Below are 15,184 nucleotides of genomic sequence, written 5' to 3'. Positions count from 1 at the left end.
GAGGATATTGATAACAGTATAGGAGGAAAACTATAGTGATAAACGGAGGCTTGCTGCGTGACGCTGTCATAAGTGCCGCACACAGCATATCTAACAAGAAAAAATCAGTTGACGAGCTTAACGTGTTCCCAGTACCTGACGGAGATACAGGAACTAATATGTCAATGACTATAACAAATTCCGTAGCAGAGCTTGAAAATCTCAGCGATGATACAGACTGCTCAGTTGTGGCAAGCACAACAGCTTCTGCACTTCTTAGAGGTGCAAGAGGAAACTCAGGCGTTATACTTTCGCTTATTTTCAGAGGCTTTGCAAAAGGACTTGCAGGCAAAAAGGAAATGGGTGCGAACGAACTTGTTGAATCACTGGAGCAGGGCGTTTCAGGAGCATACAAGAGCGTAATGAAGCCTACAGAGGGAACTATCCTGACAGTTGCAAGAGAGTCTGCGGAGAAAGCAAGAGAAATGCTCCACTCCACAAACGATCCTATTATTATAATGGAGGAAGTTTGCAAACAGGCTGAACTTTCACTGAACGAAACACCAAAGCTTCTCCCTGCACTTGCCAAGGCAGGCGTTGTTGACGCAGGCGGCAAGGGACTTCTCATTATCTTTGAAGCAATGAGAGATGTATTCAAGGGTGGCGAAATAGTAAAGGCTGATGCTCCTGCACAGAAACAGCAGGTAACAGTCGACACATTTGCGGCTACTGTTGGTCAGTATGACTGTGAGATACACTTCACATACTGCACTGAAATGATAATCACAAAGAAAGCTGACGCTGACGATTCATCAAAGCTGAGAGCTTATCTTGAAACTATAGGTGACTGCGTTGTAGTTGTCGAGGACGATGAGATAATAAAGGTACACGTTCATACCAACGACCCTGGTAAGGCTATCCAGAAGGGTCTTGAATTTGGCTACATCAATCTGCCAAAGATAGAAAATATGAAGCTCCAGCACAAGGCCAGACAAAAAGAAGCAAAACAGGAGTTCGTTCCTGCAAAGCCTGAAAAGCAGTACGGCTTTGTTGCGGTTGCGGCAGGAAACGGCATTGAGTCAATGTTCAGAGATATCGGTGTTGACTGCATCGTTAAGGGCGGACAGACCATGAACCCTTCTACTGAGGATATACTTGCGGCAATAATGTCATGCCCCGCTGAAACGGTTTTCGTTCTGCCAAACAACAAGAACATCATCATGGCGGCCGAGCAGGCTGTTAAGCTTGCAGACAGAAAGGTATGCGTGCTTCAGACAAGGACTATACCGCAGGGAATGTCAGCAATGCTGGCATTTGACCCTGACGCTGATTTCAATACGAACCGCATTGAGATGACCAATGCACTTGAAAGAGTTGCCACAGGTCAGGTAACATTTGCGGCAAGAGATTCTGACTATGAGGGTCACGCTATCAAGCAGGGCGAGATACTCTGCATTGAAAACGGCAAGCTGAGCTTTGTTGAAAAAGACGTTTCAAAGGCGGCATACAAGCTCACAAAGAAGCTTGTTAAGGGTGACAGCTCATTCATCACTATCCTTTACGGCTCAGACGTTACAGACGAGGCGGCTGAGGCACTGCAAAAGCAGGTAGCTGCGAAGTTCTCAAATCTTGATGTAAACCTTATAAACGGCGGTCAGCCTGTTTACTACTACATCATTTCTGTAGAATAAGATAACAAGGCGGACGGCATTGAGCTGTCCGCTTTTTTATGGAGGAAGTATGGACAATGCTGTGAAGATAAAGTGCCGCAAGTGCCTGCTTGAGGACATGGACGAGAATGATTTTCTCCGTGATATGCGTTCGCACATTGAGGCATATCCTACGGACAAGAGGGTATCAGAGGAAGAGTATCGTCGGCGGTTGGATTTTTGCAAGGGCTGCGAAAAGCTTGTGGACGGAATGTGCGTTTTATGCGGCTGTTATGTTGAGCTGAGGGCGTTGAAGATAGGTATGCGTTGTGCGGATATAAACAAGAAGTGGTAAATGATTCGGGCAGGTTTGTTGTGCCGCAAAATCGCTTTCGCTCTTTGCGGGTTTTACTTTGTTTAATGGGATAGGAAAAAGCGGTGCAGAGATTTGTTCTCCGACACCGCTTTATTATTTCTTTTACTGTTGTGTGCTTTTTTACTTTTCTGCACCGCTTGAGCACAACTCTGGTCAGCTATGCTCATTCCTCACTCCTCACTCCTCACTTACCTAACTCCTCACTTACTCCGCCATTGCTTCTTCCATTTCCTTTACAAGCTCTCCGAACATTGCAAGTGCCTCATTGATAGGCTGAGTTGTTGCCATATCTACACCTGCACCCTTAAGCAATGAGATAGGGTCAGTTGAGCAGCCGCCTTTCAGGAAGCCTATATAGTCCTTTACCGCAGGTTCGCCATACTTCAATATCCTCTGTGAAAGTGCAATAGCCGCAGAATATCCTGTTGCATACTGATAAACATAATAGTCATAATAGAAGTGCGGTATCCTAGCCCACTCCAATTTTATCTCATCATCAAGCACTATTCCGTCACCGAAATAAAGCTTGTTTAGCTCGCCGTAAAGCTCGTTCAGCCCCTCGGCTGTCAGACTCTCCCCTGCAGCTGCCATTTCATTTATTTTCAGCTCAAACTCTGCGAACATTGTCTGACGGTAAAGTGTGGTGCGGAACTGTTCAAGAAAGTAATTTATAAGATACGCTCTCTGCTTTTTATCCTCGGTATTTTTCAGCAGATACTGCATAAGAAGCGCTTCATTGCAAGTTGAGGCTACCTCTGCCACGAAGATAACGTAATCTGAATATACCACAGGCTGATTTTTATTTGAAAGATACGAGTGTATAGCGTGACCCATTTCGTGCGCCAGCGTAAACATACAGTTAAGTGTATCCTTATGATTGAGTAGCACATAGGGGTGAACTCTTGCACCTGCGGAATATGCTCCACTTGTTTTGCCCTCGTTCTCGTAAACGTCTATCCAGCGGTTTTCAAAGCCCTCTTTGAGTATTGCAAGGTAATCCTCTCCCATAGGTGCAAGGGCTTTCAGGACAGTTTCCTTAGCCTCCTCAAAAGTTATCTTCATATCTGCGTCAGGAACAACAGGCGTATAAAGATCATAGAAATGAAGCTCATCAACGCCCAAAATCTTCTTTCTCAGAGCAACATAATCGTACATATAGTGCATATTGTCATGAACAGCCTCGATAAGATTTTTGTACACTGAAACAGGTACTTCTGTTCCGTCCAAAGCGGCTTCAAGACTTGAATCATATCTTCTTGCCTTTGCATAGAAGTTCACCGCTTTTATCTGTGCCGACAGTGTTGCCGCACAGGTGTTCTTGAATTTGTCAAATGTGCCGTACATAGACTCGAAAGCCGACTTTCTCAGCACTCTGTCATCGCTCTGCACCAGTGGTATATAGCTTCCGTGTGTGACCTGATGAGCCTTGCCATCCTTATCCACAGCGTCAGGGAAACGCAGGTCTGCGTCAGAAAACATAGAGTAGATATTCTCAGGGGACTGACCCATTTCACCGGTCAGGGCAAGTATCTTCTCCTCAGCCTCAGAGAGGATATGAGCCTTTTTACGACGCAGCTTATCCAGCGCACGCTTATAAATCTTCAACTCAGGCTTATCCTCATAGAATTTCTGAAGCTTATCCTCCTCGATAGAAATTATCTCAGGTGTTTCAAAGCTTCCTGCTGAGTTTACTGCAACATAAGCGTTCATAAGCTGACCGATAAAGCCCTGATACTTTGCATTTGCAGTGTCCTCGTCAGAACGTCTTTGAGCATAGTTGCCAAGGCTGTCACAAAGCACAGATATATCGTCTGAAAGCTGCATAAAATCATAAAGCGTGTCAGCACTCTCGCTAAGCCTGCCCTTGAACGCCGCTATCCTCTCAGGCATAGCCTTAAGCTTCTGCAAGTCCTCCGCCCACTTTTCGTCAGTGGCATAAATATCCTCCAGTGCCCACTTGAACTGTTCAGGCACTTCACTTCTCTTAGGTATTCTTTCCTCGCTCATTTTCATGACCTCGTTTCTATAATAATAGGTATAGGCTTGTCTTGTGTGGTATTGCCTATAATTAATTTGCGTAACGCTGGTTACATTATACTCCATTGACGTACTTTTGTCAAATTAGGGCAGGTGAACTGTAAAATAATACACAATACAAATAAAAATACACCCAGCGGCATAAAGCTAGGTGCCAACCTCCTTTGCGAGCTTTATTGCCTGCTTTTTAAACTCTTCATCATATTGTTTTCCTGTTCCCATTGATGACACACTCCTTTGTTTTTATTATACTTTGATTGTTGTGTATGTGTCAAGTTTTATTATACAGGATCGCAACTATGATGCAGGAGATTCAGGACTGATATGATCACAGCATAAGGAAAAGGGCAATGTCCTCCGTGAGTGGAAGGCATTGCCCTTTTTTCCTTTAGAAAAAATCAGTTCAATTGTTCTTGCAGCCATTGAAGGCGGTACAGATCATCAAATAAAGTGTCTGCTTTGTACTGCTCCCTAAAACTATAATTTCATCATACGATACCCAATACCGATATGTGTTTGTATCAGCGCCTGACTGCTGTCACTCAGCTTTTTTCGCAGGGTAGCCATAAATACACGCAGGGAGGCTTCGCTGTTATCCGCAGGAGTTCCCCATACACTTTGGATAATGTACTTATGCGTCAGCACCTTGCCGACATTCTTGGCAAGCAGGCAAAGCAGCTTATATTCTATCGGTGTCAGGTGAATTTCTTCATCATCAAGGTGAACACAGCCCGAAACATAGTCTATCCGTAGTCTGCCATTGACAAACTCCGTGACCGAGATGTTTTCGGACTTCATAAGCCGCCTTTGTATCACCCTGAGCCTTGCGAAAAGTTCATCAACAGAGAAAGGCTTTGTCAGGTAATCATCTGCACCTTTGTCAAGGGCTGTTATCTTGTCCCTTTCCTCGCTCCTTGCACTGACTATGATGATAGGAACATCGCTCCAAGTGCGTATATGCTCTATCACCTCAACGCCGTCAATATCAGGCAGTCCAAGGTCAAGTATGATAATATCAGGCTTATGCGAAGCGCTGAGCATGATCGCTTCGTTGCCCCTGACAGCAGTAATAAAGCGATAGTCGTTCATTTTAAGAGTAGTTGTAATAAGATTTCTGATAGGCTTGTCGTCCTCCACCACCAGAACAAGATATTCATTCATTTAGATCGACCTCTCCTATTGGCAGAGTAAAGCTGACAACTGTACCGTTTGGTATGTTGTCGCTGACAGATATAGTACCGCCGTGTGAAGTAATAATTGACCTGCACAGTGCAAGCCCCAGTCCCAGACTTCTTCTGCTGTCTGAGGAACGGCTGCCGCCCGTATAGAACATATCAAATACCTTTTCTTTTTCTTCATCAGAGATACCAGTGCCGTGATCGGACACGGATATCACAACAGTATGCGCATTTTCTCGGCGCACACTGACGGTAACATCAGAATCTTCATCACTGTACTTGACAGCATTATCCATAAGATTGACTATGACCTGTACGATAAGGTTCGCATCTGCCATAACGGGGATTATCTCGTCATACATATCAACGATGATATTTCGCTTTGGGTGAGTGCGTTTGGTGTGTCTGACAGCCTCCTGAACAATGTCATCAAGTATCTCTACCGAGATATTGAGCTGCATTCTGCCGTCCTCAATTCGTGTAGCGTATAAAAGATTTTCCACCATTTCGATAAGCCACATTGATTCGGAATAAATATCCGTGTATATCTGCTGACGTGCTGATTCATCAAGCGTATCGCCGCCGGAAATGAGCGTACTGGCATTGCCTGATATGGAGGTCAGTGGTGTTCTGAGATCATGGGATATGGAACGGAGCATATCAGCTCTAAGCTGTTCATTCTGCGCCAGAAGTGCCGCCTCCTCCTTTTCACGGGCATTCTGCTCGGCGATCAGGATATTGCGTTTCAGCTTATTGGCAAGCGTTCCTGCAATGAACGCTGTAATAAACATCGTCACAAATGTGACAAGATAGCCTGCATCGTGAACTGAAAGAGAAAACTCAGGATAGGTGAAGAAGCAGTTGAAAAGCATTACTCCTACTAATGATGATATCAGGCAGAAATACATCTTTGATGTAAAAATGGATATCACAAGCACAGCAATAATATACAGCATGATAATGTCCGCATCGGCAAGTTGAAAGGCTTTGAATGCGTATCCGGCAAGTGTTGCGGCTGTCAGCACCACAATACATATAGCGGAGTCTTTGAACACAGAAAATGCTTTAGAGCTTTTTATAGAATTAGCAGTCATAAGGATCACCCTTGTTATTATAACATATCACTTTTGTGTTCGTCAACATCATCTTCTGACAGGTCGTGTCCACGTCTGCTCTTTTGTATCTCCTCGATGAATTCATCTACTTTTTTCATAATATAAAAGCCGTAGAGAAACATTGCTCCTACAGACAGTGCAAGCAGAACATCTCTCACACGATCATCTCCTAGATTCTGAAACATTTCTGGATATCCCGAACCTCACCTATGACAAATGCGATGTCATCAGTTTCAATTACAGTGTCCGGTGCAGGGATAAATACCTCTTCTCCACGTTTGATCGTCAGAATATTGATCTTGAATTTCTTTCGTATATCGATCTGTGAAAGCGACTTTCCGAACCAGTCCTTAGGTACTTTCAGTTCGTAGATCGAGTAATTGTTATCCAGATGAATAAAGTCGAGTATGCTGTCTGATGCATATTTTGTAGCAATGCGAAGTGCCATCTGCTTCTCAGGATAGACAACCTCATCGGCTCCGTTTTTAAGCAGGAATTTCATTTGTACATCATTTGTCGCACGGGATATGACTTTCTTTGCCCCCAGCTCCTTGAGCAAAGACGTTGTTTCCAAAGAGGACTGAAACCGGCTGCCGAGGGCAACGATACAAACATCATAGTTTCCTACACCAAGCGAACGGAGAAATTCCTCATTGGTGCTGTCACCGATCCTTGCGTTGGTCACATAAGGCAGTATATCGTTGATATGCTTCTCATTTTCATCTACTGCCATGACCTCACACCGAAGCTCCTCCATGCGTCTGGCAATATGACTGCCGAATTGACCTACTCCGATAATTAAAACTGTTTTCATATATAAAACTCCTTATCCTACGGATATTTTTTCAAGCGGTAAGCGTGAATTCTGACTGTCCGCCGACGGCAGAGCTGCATAAATGAGTGTCAGTCCGCCGACTCTCCCGAAAAACATAAGTATCATCAGTATCACACGGGATACAGCAGACAGACCGCTTGTAATGCCGAGTGACAGCCCTACAGTACCGATAGCTGAGCTTGTTTCAAACAGACAGGTCAGCAGCGGTAGATCTTCCACTCTGCTGATAATAACACCGCTTGTAAAGAACAATACAAGATACATAAACAAAACAGCGCCTGCACTGCGGACAGTTTCGTCTGATATTCTTCTTTTGAAGCACTGCACATCATTTCTGCGGCTAAACACTGTGATCGCAGAAAGGAACAGAACAGCAAAAGTCGCTGTTTTCATACCGCCTGCGGTGGAACCTGGAGAACCGCCTATAAGCATAAGAATGATCATAATGGCTGTACCTGATTCATCCATAGCAGCGAGATCAGTTGTGTTAAAGCCTGCGGTTCGTGTTGTGACAGACTGAAACAGTGAATGGATCGTCCTGTCATGGATAGTCTCATGGTCATATTCACAAAAAAAGAAATACAGCGCAGGCAGAACGATCAAGAAAGCAGATGTCATCAGTACGACCTTGCTTTGCAGAGAGAAGCGCCTGATCCTGTGTTTGTGTGTTCCGATATCGCCCCAGACGAGAAAGCCGATGCCTCCCGTAATAATTAGCAGCATAATGATGATATTGAGATAGATGTTGCTGTGGTAAAAGGTCAGCGATGAGAATGGTTCTTTTATGCCGAACAGATCAAAGCCTGCATTGCAAAAAGCCGATATGCTGTGAAACAAGGAATACCACAGTCCCTTAGCGATACCAAGATCATTGCAGAAAACGGGTGCAAGCAAAGCCGCACCGATCATCTCTATGATAAGTGATGTTTTAAGGATAAAGCCTGTCAGCTTCACAATACCGCCTACCTGCGGTGCGGAGATGGATTCCTGCATCGTACTGCGCTGCCACAGACCGATTTTCCGCCCTGATGCTCTAATGATCGCAAGCCCAACGGTGATAACGCCCATACCTCCGATCTGAATTAGCATCAGAATGACCGCCTGCCCGAACAGAGACCAGTATGTAGCAGTATCCTTTACAACAAGCCCGGTCACACAGGTAGCTGAAACGGCTGTGAACATTGCATCAGGGAATGAAGTCACACCCCGCTGCCTTGATGAGATCGGCAGCATCAGAAGCAATGAACCTACCAGAATTAGGCAAAAGAAGCTGATAATGATGACCTGAAATGAAGTCATATGAGTTCTGTTTTTTACTCTATTTTTATGTAACATCGTACACCTCTCGTTTAAATTATAGCTTTATTATATCACATGAGCGGTTAAAGTGCTGTTAAGATTACGGTTACTGTGTTAAGATTTCGTTAAGGCACAATATTGATGTGTGCTGCTTGCCTGTAGTCCAATGGCGCACCTATAATCTGTTCCGCACAAGTCCATATCATCATTATGGCGCGCCACAATGACAGCATACCCTTTTTGAAGCTGAATAACTCACAAAGAACTGAGATTTGCTCACACAAGCACTTCTCAGGTCTTTTCTTTTCAGGCGGTTAGTTTTCCGCTCCGCAGGCTCTGACGGCTCTGAGGGGCGTTTCAGTTTGTCTGAGAGCACTGTCAAGCCGAGGTCATCGCCAATGCTCTTGGTGGTGAAGCAGAGACAGAAGAGAATGAGGACTCTAATAAAAAAACAGGCTCTTGATACAAGAACCTGTTCTCCTGGTGCCGGTGACCGGGGTCGAACCGGTACGGTATCGCTACCATCGGATTTTGAGTCCGACACGTCTGCCAATTCCATCACACCGGCACATAACATTATGATTATAGCATACTTTTTTCATTTTGTCAAGCAAACTGCAAGTAAATTCTGCATTTACTCCTTTGTATATTTTCAACATAAAACATATTAGACGACTCTTGACTTTTGGAGAATTTTATGATATAATTAAAAACAAGGCAGTAAAGAAATTATTTTCTCCGTCATCGGCAATTACGGAACTGCTGCCGCAAAATAATCGGGAGGGATCTATCGTGAATATAAATGAAATGACAGTGCTTATATGCGACGATTCTATGTTCGCTCGCAAAAAGCTCAGTATGTCTATTTCTGGATTTGGAGTAAAAGCCGTTTATGAAGCAGCCGACGGTAAAGAGGCTGTTAGCAAATATAAGGAGTTCAAGCCTGACGTGGTTTTCATGGATATCATCATGCCAAAGGTAACAGGTATTGAAGCACTCAAACAGATAATAGCAGAAGACCCTGACGCTAAGGTGATAATGGCTTCTTCTGTTGGTACTCAGAGCCATTTGAAAGACGCTCTTAAGTCGGGAGCTGTGGACTTTTTGCAGAAACCTATAGCTGATAATGACGCTCTTAAAGTCCTTGAGAACGTTGCAAAGGGGGTACTGTAAATGTTTGCGCAGTTTTTTGGAGGCTACCTCTTTAACCATAAGCTTTGTACCGCTGAGGATCTTACTCAGGCCTTCGAGGCTAAAAAGCATACAAGACTTCGCCTTGGCGTTCTCGCTATAAACGCTGGTCTTATGACAGCCGAGCAGGTGGAGCACGTCAATATCACTCAGCAGAGTGTCGATAAACGTTTTGGCGACCTTGCCGTGGAGCTTGGCTATGTTACCGCTGACGACGTTGAGAAGCTTCTCGCTCAGCAGCCTACAGATTACCTGCTCCTGGGTCAGACCCTTGTTAATAACGGTGCTCTTACCAATGCTGAATTTGAAAAGGCACTTAAAGACTATAAGGCTGAAAATCAGATAACCGACGATATTTCAGACAATCAAACAGAAACTCTACATAACCTTATCAATGAGTTCTATCATTTTGACAATGATGAAAATGCTCGTATCTGTACTGATTATGTTACTTTGCTTTTCAAAAATCTTATCAGATTTATCGGTGACGATTTCACTCCTATGGAAGCGTCAGTTATAAAGAATTTTGCAGCAGAACATATCGTTATCCAAAAAATAAATGGAAAATATAACGCTGAGGCTTGCATTGCCACAGATTCAAAGACATATATGGCTTTCGCTGAGAGGTTTGCCAAAGAGAGTTTCACGGAGGTCGATGACTTTGTAAACGCTACAGCAGGCGAATTTCTGAACGTAAACGACGGTCTGTTCGTTGTAAATGAGTCAAACGAGCACGGCGTTGAGCTTACACTCACACCGCAGGAATTTTTGGAAAATGGTGAGCTTGCCCTGTCAGGCACTGCATTCTGTATCCCTGTGAACTATCCGTTTGGCAAGCTGAATTTCATCATTGCCACCTGATATAATTTTACAAGCACATAATATCCGCCGCTGTCCAGCTTTGTTCAGCGGCGTTGATGTTCTTTGCCTTTTTTATAACTTTTTTTCAAAAACACTTGAAATTTCATTGGAAGTATGTTATAATAGTAAGGTAACAAAAGTTAGATTGATATGATTCAGTTATTGTTCCTCATCAATCCGAGATATAGGTGTGCGGGTCCTGTGCAATGAAACGCTGTGAACCATGTCAGGCGGGGAACCGAGCAGCATTAAGCGGTTTGTTTCGTGTGTCACAGTTCCGCCCGCACGCCCATATGTCGGATTGATTTTTTTATTTTCTTGATTGGAGTGAGAGTTTTGTATCAGGCATTGTACAGAAAATGGCGTCCAATGTCATTTGACGATGTTGTTTCACAACCGCATATTACAACTACTCTCAAAAATCAGATAAAAAGCGGCAAGACCGCTCATGCCTATCTTTTCACAGGCTCGAGAGGTACGGGAAAGACCACCTGCGCAAGAATTTTTGCAAAGGCTATCAATTGCCTTGACCCACATGACGGTGAGCCATGCCTTGAATGTGAGATATGCAAAGACGCTGACAACGGCACTCTTTCCGATATTATCGAGATTGACGCTGCTTCAAATTCTAAAGTAGACGATATCAGAGAACTGCGTGAAGGCGTTGTCTATACTCCTGAAAGATGTAAATATAAGGTATATATCATAGACGAGGTGCATATGCTTTCCGCGGGCGCATTCAACGCCCTGCTGAAAACTATGGAAGAACCTCCTCCGCATGTCAAGTTTATTCTTGCCACTACGGAGATACATAAAGTTCCTGCAACTATCGTGTCGAGATGCCAGCATTTCGACTTTCACAGGATAAGAAACGAGGACATCGTTTCAAGGCTTATGTATATTGCTTCTCAGGAGGGCTTTACCCTCCACGAAGATGCCGCAGGCATGATAGCAAGGCTTTCTGACGGTGGTATGCGTGACGCTCTTTCTCTTTTAGACCAGTGCGTTGCCTATGAAAATGACATCACCCTTGACGTTGTGTCCTCAGCTTCCGGCATTGCAGGACGTGATTATCTTTTTGATATTCTCGAAAAGATAGCCGAAAAGGACGCCGCAGGCGCACTCAGGGTCGTTGACAAGCTTTATGATATGTCAAAAGATCTGAAAGTCTTGGCAGGTGAACTGCTCGCTCAGATGAGAAATGTCATGATAATCAAAACTATCGACAACAACAAGGATCTTATAACTTGTCTGCCTGACGAGTATGAAAGACTTAAAGCCCTTGCAGAACGCATGAAGCTGGACGAGATACTCGGGGATATAAATACTTTGCAGGAGTGCAGTGAGCGTTTTGCAAAAAGCACATCAAAGCGTATCGAGCTTGAAATGTGTATCATAAAGCTGTGCGGAGCTGCTCAAAAAGCAGGTGCAACTGTGCAGGCTGTATCAGGCAATGCTGAGATCACAGTGCTTCTTAACAGAATAACTCAGCTTGAGAATGCACTAAAAAATGGTGCCGTTTTGCAAACTCAACCGCAGATCGCCACACCGGTTCAGCAGGAACAAGCTCCACCACCAAAGCCTTTTGACCCGGATTTCAAGAAAATGAAAGCAAGCGACTTCAAGCTTGTGCAGACTTGGGACAACATTGTGGAGCAGGTCAAGCAGACAAATCCTGCCATAGGCTGTTTCTTAGTCAATTCAAAGGCTTATATGTGTCAGAATGTGTTGCTTATGATAGTACACAATGACTTTTATCTCAAAAAGTTCAAAGCAAGCGGCGATGCTACGGTGCTTAATGAGATACTGAAAAATAATTTCGGACAAAACTTCACTATCAAAGTCAAATCAGCCAAAAATGTCGCACCTGAGGATACGGAAAATCCTATAAATCAGTTGCTTGACAAGGCGAAAAAACTTGATATTGAAGTTGATATAAAAAAATAATTTTGAATATAAGGAGTTTTTAAAATGAAAGCAAGACTTCCACAGGGAATGGGCAAAGGTCCTTCCAATAACATGAATCAGATGCTCAAGCAGGCTCAGAAAATGCAGGACGAGATCACAGCTCTTCAGGCAGACCTTGAGCAGAGAGAGTTCACAGGTACAGCAGGCGGCGGAGTTGTTGAGGTAACTATCAACGGCAAGAGAAACGTCCTTAAGCTTGATATCAAGCCTGAGGTAGTTGATCCAGAGGACGTTGAAACACTTCAGGACCTCGTTATGGCAGCTTTCAATCAGGCTGTTGCTAACCTCGATGAAGTAAGCGACACTGAAATGCAGAAACTCACAGGCGGAGTATCATTCCCAGGTCTGTTTTAATGGCTGAGTCAAACGCACTGCCTTTGGTACTTCTGGCAGAGCAATTTGCAAAGCTCCCCGGTATAGGCATGAAGTCCGCACAGCGCCTTGCCTACTATGTTATGTCCATGACAGACGAGGAAGCATCGGCTTTTGCAGCGGCTATCACTAATGCCCACAAAAGCGTTCATCTTTGCAGCGTTTGCCAAAACTTTACTGACAAGCCAAAGTGTCCTATCTGTGCCGACCCAAGACGTGACCACACAACGGTCTGCGTAGTAGAAGACCCAAAGGATATAGCCGCTTTCGAGCGTACTAAGGAGTACAAAGGCGTTTACCATGTTTTGCATGGACTTCTCTCCCCTATGGACGACATTTCCCCTGACAAGCTTAAAATAAAAGAACTGCTTGCGAGGATAGAGCCTGAGAATGTTAAAGAAGTCATTATGGCTACTAATCCTACAGTTAATGGCGAAGCTACGGCAATTTACATTTCAAGGCTGCTGAAGCCCCTTGGTGTAAAGGTCACACGTTTGGCGTTCGGCCTACCCGTTGGCGGAGTGCTTGAATATGCTGATGAAGTGACGCTTTATAAGGCTTTGGAAAATCGAAACGAAATATAAGAAAAAACCTCCCCGAACTATTCGGAGAGGTTTTTTTTACGTCTAAGATTTTTGAAAAATTCCGTCAGTGTATCAGCACATCGCTCTTGCAGTATACCGCCTGTGCAAAGAGGTCTGTGATTATAGGGTAGCTCAAAAAGATTTACCACCGACCCGCAAGAACCAGCCTTTTTGTCATACGCACCAAAAACAACACGCTCAATTCGAGAATTTATTATCGCACCCGTACACATAGGACAAGGCTCGAGAGTAACAAAAAGCTCACAACCCATAAGCCGCCAACCCCCAAGATTGCGACTTGCTTCCTCAATAGCCACAAGTTCGGCATGAGTCAAAGGGGAACGCCCATACTCACGACGATTGAATCCCCTGCCGATTATTTCACCGCTGGAACGCTTCACAACTATCGCACCCACAGGTACTTCCCCCTGCTCTGCGGCAATTTCCGCAAGCTCCAACGCTTTTTTCATGTAAAGCTCATCTCTCGTCATATTATCCTCGCACACACAAACATGGTCACAAGAATTGCGGCTATCCACACTGCGATCGAGTTAGTTGCAATGAAAGATTTAACTCGCTTTGACATCGTCATAAAAGAACTATCATTTTCAATGTTGAATGTCCAGTCACCAAAGCTTGTAAGCTTTGAGTACATCACAAGTGATACACCAACGATCACTGTACAGATTATGACTTCTGCTATTTTGGCATAAGGAAGATCATAGAGAACAATGTAACTTAATACAAAATTCGTGATATGGGCGCAAATACTCATTAAAATTGCAGTAAAAACCGAGCCTGTTCGTATAGTAAAAAGTCCAAGAACCGCAGTACAGCATACAACAAAAGGCAGATATGTAATATCGTAGTAGCATAAACCGTTCACAACAGCAGTGATCATAATAGCGAAGGTGTCGCCAAATTGACGAAAAGTCTGCAAAAAAACTCCTCGAAATACTATCTCTTGCATTATAGGAACAATGATCGCAAAGAAAGCAAAAGAAACAAGAGCTACAACAGGATCTTCAGAGAATACAAAAATAGAATATATCCCATCTAAATGCACAGCTGAAAACAGCAGACTAAGGATATATTGTCCAACTCTGCCCACAACGATTATGACCATCATAATTACCACAGCAGTTCCACGCATTTTTTCGTAGCCCTTTGAATTTGCAAAAACGACTTTATTAGGGATCTTAGTAACGATCTTAAAAATAAGACCAGGCACAACAAACTTTGCGGCAAACAACAGACCTAAAATAAAAGTCATTCCAACACCATATCTGCCATATCCGCCATCTGTTTGAGAAAAATACACAAATGTACCAGTTGTATCCGGCGCGTATTTATTCACTATAAAATAGTTAAGAAAATCAATAGCAAGCATTACCACAAGACAAATGCCCAACAAACTACAACATTTTAGCATAGAGATCCTCTCTGCTACCTCTGCCTTATGAGGCACAAAACCCTCGCCATCAATGTATGAGTGTTCTCTTGTATCATGTATAAACTGGAATCCAAAAGAATTCTGAGGATTTGAACGCCACTTTGCAAACGACTTCTTATAATCATCACTCTGATTTTGATAAGTGGTATCCTGGGCAACGTCAATCATATAATCTTTAGTATTTGTATCGTTCAAATTCTCACCTCCGATATACTAATTATAGCATATCACCGTACTTTTTTAAAGCATGCAAATATCATTTAACTTATTATTCATAATATTTTAAG

At 43.7% G+C, this 15,184-nt stretch carries 15 protein-coding genes, 1 tRNA gene and 1 other RNA gene; 8 read left to right on the top strand and 9 right to left on the bottom strand.

Features of this window, described 5'->3' with window-relative positions:
* The first annotated feature begins 35 nt into the window (after nt 1–35).
* Nucleotides 36–1,670 carry a DAK2 domain-containing protein gene (locus tag DW938_RS03815; protein ID WP_022288647.1) on the top strand — a complete coding sequence of 545 codons (1,635 nt, stop codon included), beginning with the start codon at nt 36–38 and terminating at the stop codon, nt 1,668–1,670.
* A gap of 49 nt (nt 1,671–1,719) precedes the next feature.
* Nucleotides 1,720–1,983, top strand: a complete 264-nt coding sequence (locus DW938_RS03810) for a DUF6171 family protein (protein ID WP_242992358.1) — start codon at nt 1,720–1,722, stop codon at nt 1,981–1,983.
* A 225-nt stretch (nt 1,984–2,208) separates the two neighbouring features.
* Here DW938_RS03810 and pepF read toward each other — a convergent pair whose 3' ends face one another.
* The 7 genes from pepF to DW938_RS03780 form a co-directional block, all read right to left on the bottom strand.
* Nucleotides 2,209–4,011, bottom strand: coding sequence for an oligoendopeptidase F (pepF, locus tag DW938_RS03805; protein WP_118123936.1), 1,803 nt, complete (start codon nt 4,009–4,011; stop codon nt 2,209–2,211).
* Between the two features lie 507 nt (nt 4,012–4,518).
* Complete coding sequence (locus DW938_RS03800; protein ID WP_118123935.1) at nt 4,519–5,202, bottom strand: response regulator transcription factor; 684 nt, start codon at nt 5,200–5,202, stop codon at nt 4,519–4,521.
* Nucleotides 5,195–6,313 (bottom strand): ATP-binding protein, encoded by a 1,119-nt coding sequence (locus DW938_RS03795; RefSeq protein ID WP_117858512.1) that lies wholly within the window; start codon nt 6,311–6,313, stop codon nt 5,195–5,197. Before DW938_RS03795 ends, DW938_RS03800 begins: the two co-directional genes overlap by 8 nt.
* Nucleotides 6,314–6,330: 17 nt before the next feature.
* Nucleotides 6,331–6,519 carry a hypothetical protein gene (locus DW938_RS14640; protein WP_147337886.1) on the bottom strand — a complete coding sequence of 63 codons (189 nt, stop codon included), beginning with the start codon at nt 6,517–6,519 and terminating at the stop codon, nt 6,331–6,333.
* On the bottom strand, nt 6,504–7,148 hold the full coding sequence (locus tag DW938_RS03790; protein ID WP_117858509.1) for a TrkA family potassium uptake protein: 645 nt from the start codon (nt 7,146–7,148) through the stop codon (nt 6,504–6,506). The genes DW938_RS14640 and DW938_RS03790 overlap by 16 nt, the downstream gene beginning before the upstream one ends.
* Nucleotides 7,149–7,160: 12 nt before the next feature.
* Nucleotides 7,161–8,504, bottom strand: a complete 1,344-nt coding sequence (locus tag DW938_RS03785; RefSeq protein WP_118123934.1) for a potassium transporter TrkG — start codon at nt 8,502–8,504, stop codon at nt 7,161–7,163.
* A 445-nt stretch (nt 8,505–8,949) separates the two neighbouring features.
* Nucleotides 8,950–9,036, bottom strand: a tRNA-Leu gene (locus DW938_RS03780).
* A gap of 224 nt (nt 9,037–9,260) precedes the next feature.
* On the opposite strand from DW938_RS03780, the gene DW938_RS03775 reads away from it, so the two are divergent.
* From DW938_RS03775 to recR, 6 genes are all read left to right on the top strand, one after another.
* On the top strand, nt 9,261–9,641 hold the full coding sequence (locus DW938_RS03775) for a response regulator (RefSeq protein WP_118123933.1): 381 nt from the start codon (nt 9,261–9,263) through the stop codon (nt 9,639–9,641).
* Nucleotides 9,642–10,520, top strand: a complete 879-nt coding sequence (locus DW938_RS03770; RefSeq protein WP_022288655.1) for a chemotaxis protein CheX — start codon at nt 9,642–9,644, stop codon at nt 10,518–10,520.
* Nucleotides 10,521–10,710: 190 nt separating this feature from the next.
* An RNA gene (gene ffs / locus DW938_RS03765) (signal recognition particle sRNA small type) lies at nt 10,711–10,810 on the top strand.
* A gap of 37 nt (nt 10,811–10,847) precedes the next feature.
* A complete protein-coding gene (gene dnaX / locus DW938_RS03760; protein WP_242992363.1) occupies nt 10,848–12,467 on the top strand; it encodes a DNA polymerase III subunit gamma/tau in 1,620 nt (539 codons plus the stop codon).
* Nucleotides 12,468–12,491: 24 nt separating this feature from the next.
* On the top strand, nt 12,492–12,842 hold the full coding sequence (locus tag DW938_RS03755) for a YbaB/EbfC family nucleoid-associated protein (RefSeq protein WP_022288657.1): 351 nt from the start codon (nt 12,492–12,494) through the stop codon (nt 12,840–12,842).
* Nucleotides 12,842–13,444 (top strand): recombination mediator RecR, encoded by a 603-nt coding sequence (recR, locus tag DW938_RS03750; protein ID WP_118123932.1) that lies wholly within the window; start codon nt 12,842–12,844, stop codon nt 13,442–13,444. Before DW938_RS03755 ends, recR begins: the two co-directional genes overlap by 1 nt.
* 17 nt (nt 13,445–13,461) lie before the next feature.
* Here recR and tadA read toward each other — a convergent pair whose 3' ends face one another.
* Together tadA and DW938_RS03740 are read right to left on the bottom strand one after the other, a co-directional pair.
* Complete coding sequence (tadA, locus tag DW938_RS03745) at nt 13,462–13,935, bottom strand: tRNA adenosine(34) deaminase TadA (RefSeq protein WP_118123931.1); 474 nt, start codon at nt 13,933–13,935, stop codon at nt 13,462–13,464.
* Nucleotides 13,932–15,092, bottom strand: a complete 1,161-nt coding sequence (locus DW938_RS03740) for a CPBP family intramembrane glutamic endopeptidase (protein ID WP_118123930.1) — start codon at nt 15,090–15,092, stop codon at nt 13,932–13,934. The genes tadA and DW938_RS03740 overlap by 4 nt, the downstream gene beginning before the upstream one ends.
* Between the last annotated feature and the right edge of the window lie 92 nt (nt 15,093–15,184).

This window comes from Ruminococcus sp. AM43-6, assembly GCF_003461785.1.
In the GTDB taxonomy this organism is placed as follows: Bacteria; Bacillota; Clostridia; order Oscillospirales; family Ruminococcaceae; genus Hominimerdicola; species Hominimerdicola aceti.
This window is presented reverse-complemented; position numbering and strand designations above follow the sequence as displayed.

Coding starts and splice junctions, on each gene's coding strand:
- DW938_RS03800 (WP_118123935.1), bottom strand. CDS start 5,202: ATGAATGAATATCTTGTTCTGGTGGTGGAGGACGACAAGCCTATCAGA.
- DW938_RS14640 (WP_147337886.1), bottom strand. CDS start 6,519: ATGTTTCAGAATCTAGGAGATGATCGTGTGAGAGATGTTCTGCTTGCA.
- DW938_RS03755 (WP_022288657.1), top strand. CDS start 12,492: ATGAAAGCAAGACTTCCACAGGGAATGGGCAAAGGTCCTTCCAATAAC.
- DW938_RS03770 (WP_022288655.1), top strand. CDS start 9,642: ATGTTTGCGCAGTTTTTTGGAGGCTACCTCTTTAACCATAAGCTTTGT.
- DW938_RS03785 (WP_118123934.1), bottom strand. CDS start 8,504: ATGTTACATAAAAATAGAGTAAAAAACAGAACTCATATGACTTCATTT.
- DW938_RS03810 (WP_242992358.1), top strand. CDS start 1,720: ATGGACAATGCTGTGAAGATAAAGTGCCGCAAGTGCCTGCTTGAGGAC.
- pepF (WP_118123936.1), bottom strand. CDS start 4,011: ATGAGCGAGGAAAGAATACCTAAGAGAAGTGAAGTGCCTGAACAGTTC.
- tadA (WP_118123931.1), bottom strand. CDS start 13,935: ATGACGAGAGATGAGCTTTACATGAAAAAAGCGTTGGAGCTTGCGGAA.
- recR (WP_118123932.1), top strand. CDS start 12,842: ATGGCTGAGTCAAACGCACTGCCTTTGGTACTTCTGGCAGAGCAATTT.
- DW938_RS03795 (WP_117858512.1), bottom strand. CDS start 6,313: ATGACTGCTAATTCTATAAAAAGCTCTAAAGCATTTTCTGTGTTCAAA.
- DW938_RS03790 (WP_117858509.1), bottom strand. CDS start 7,148: ATGAAAACAGTTTTAATTATCGGAGTAGGTCAATTCGGCAGTCATATT.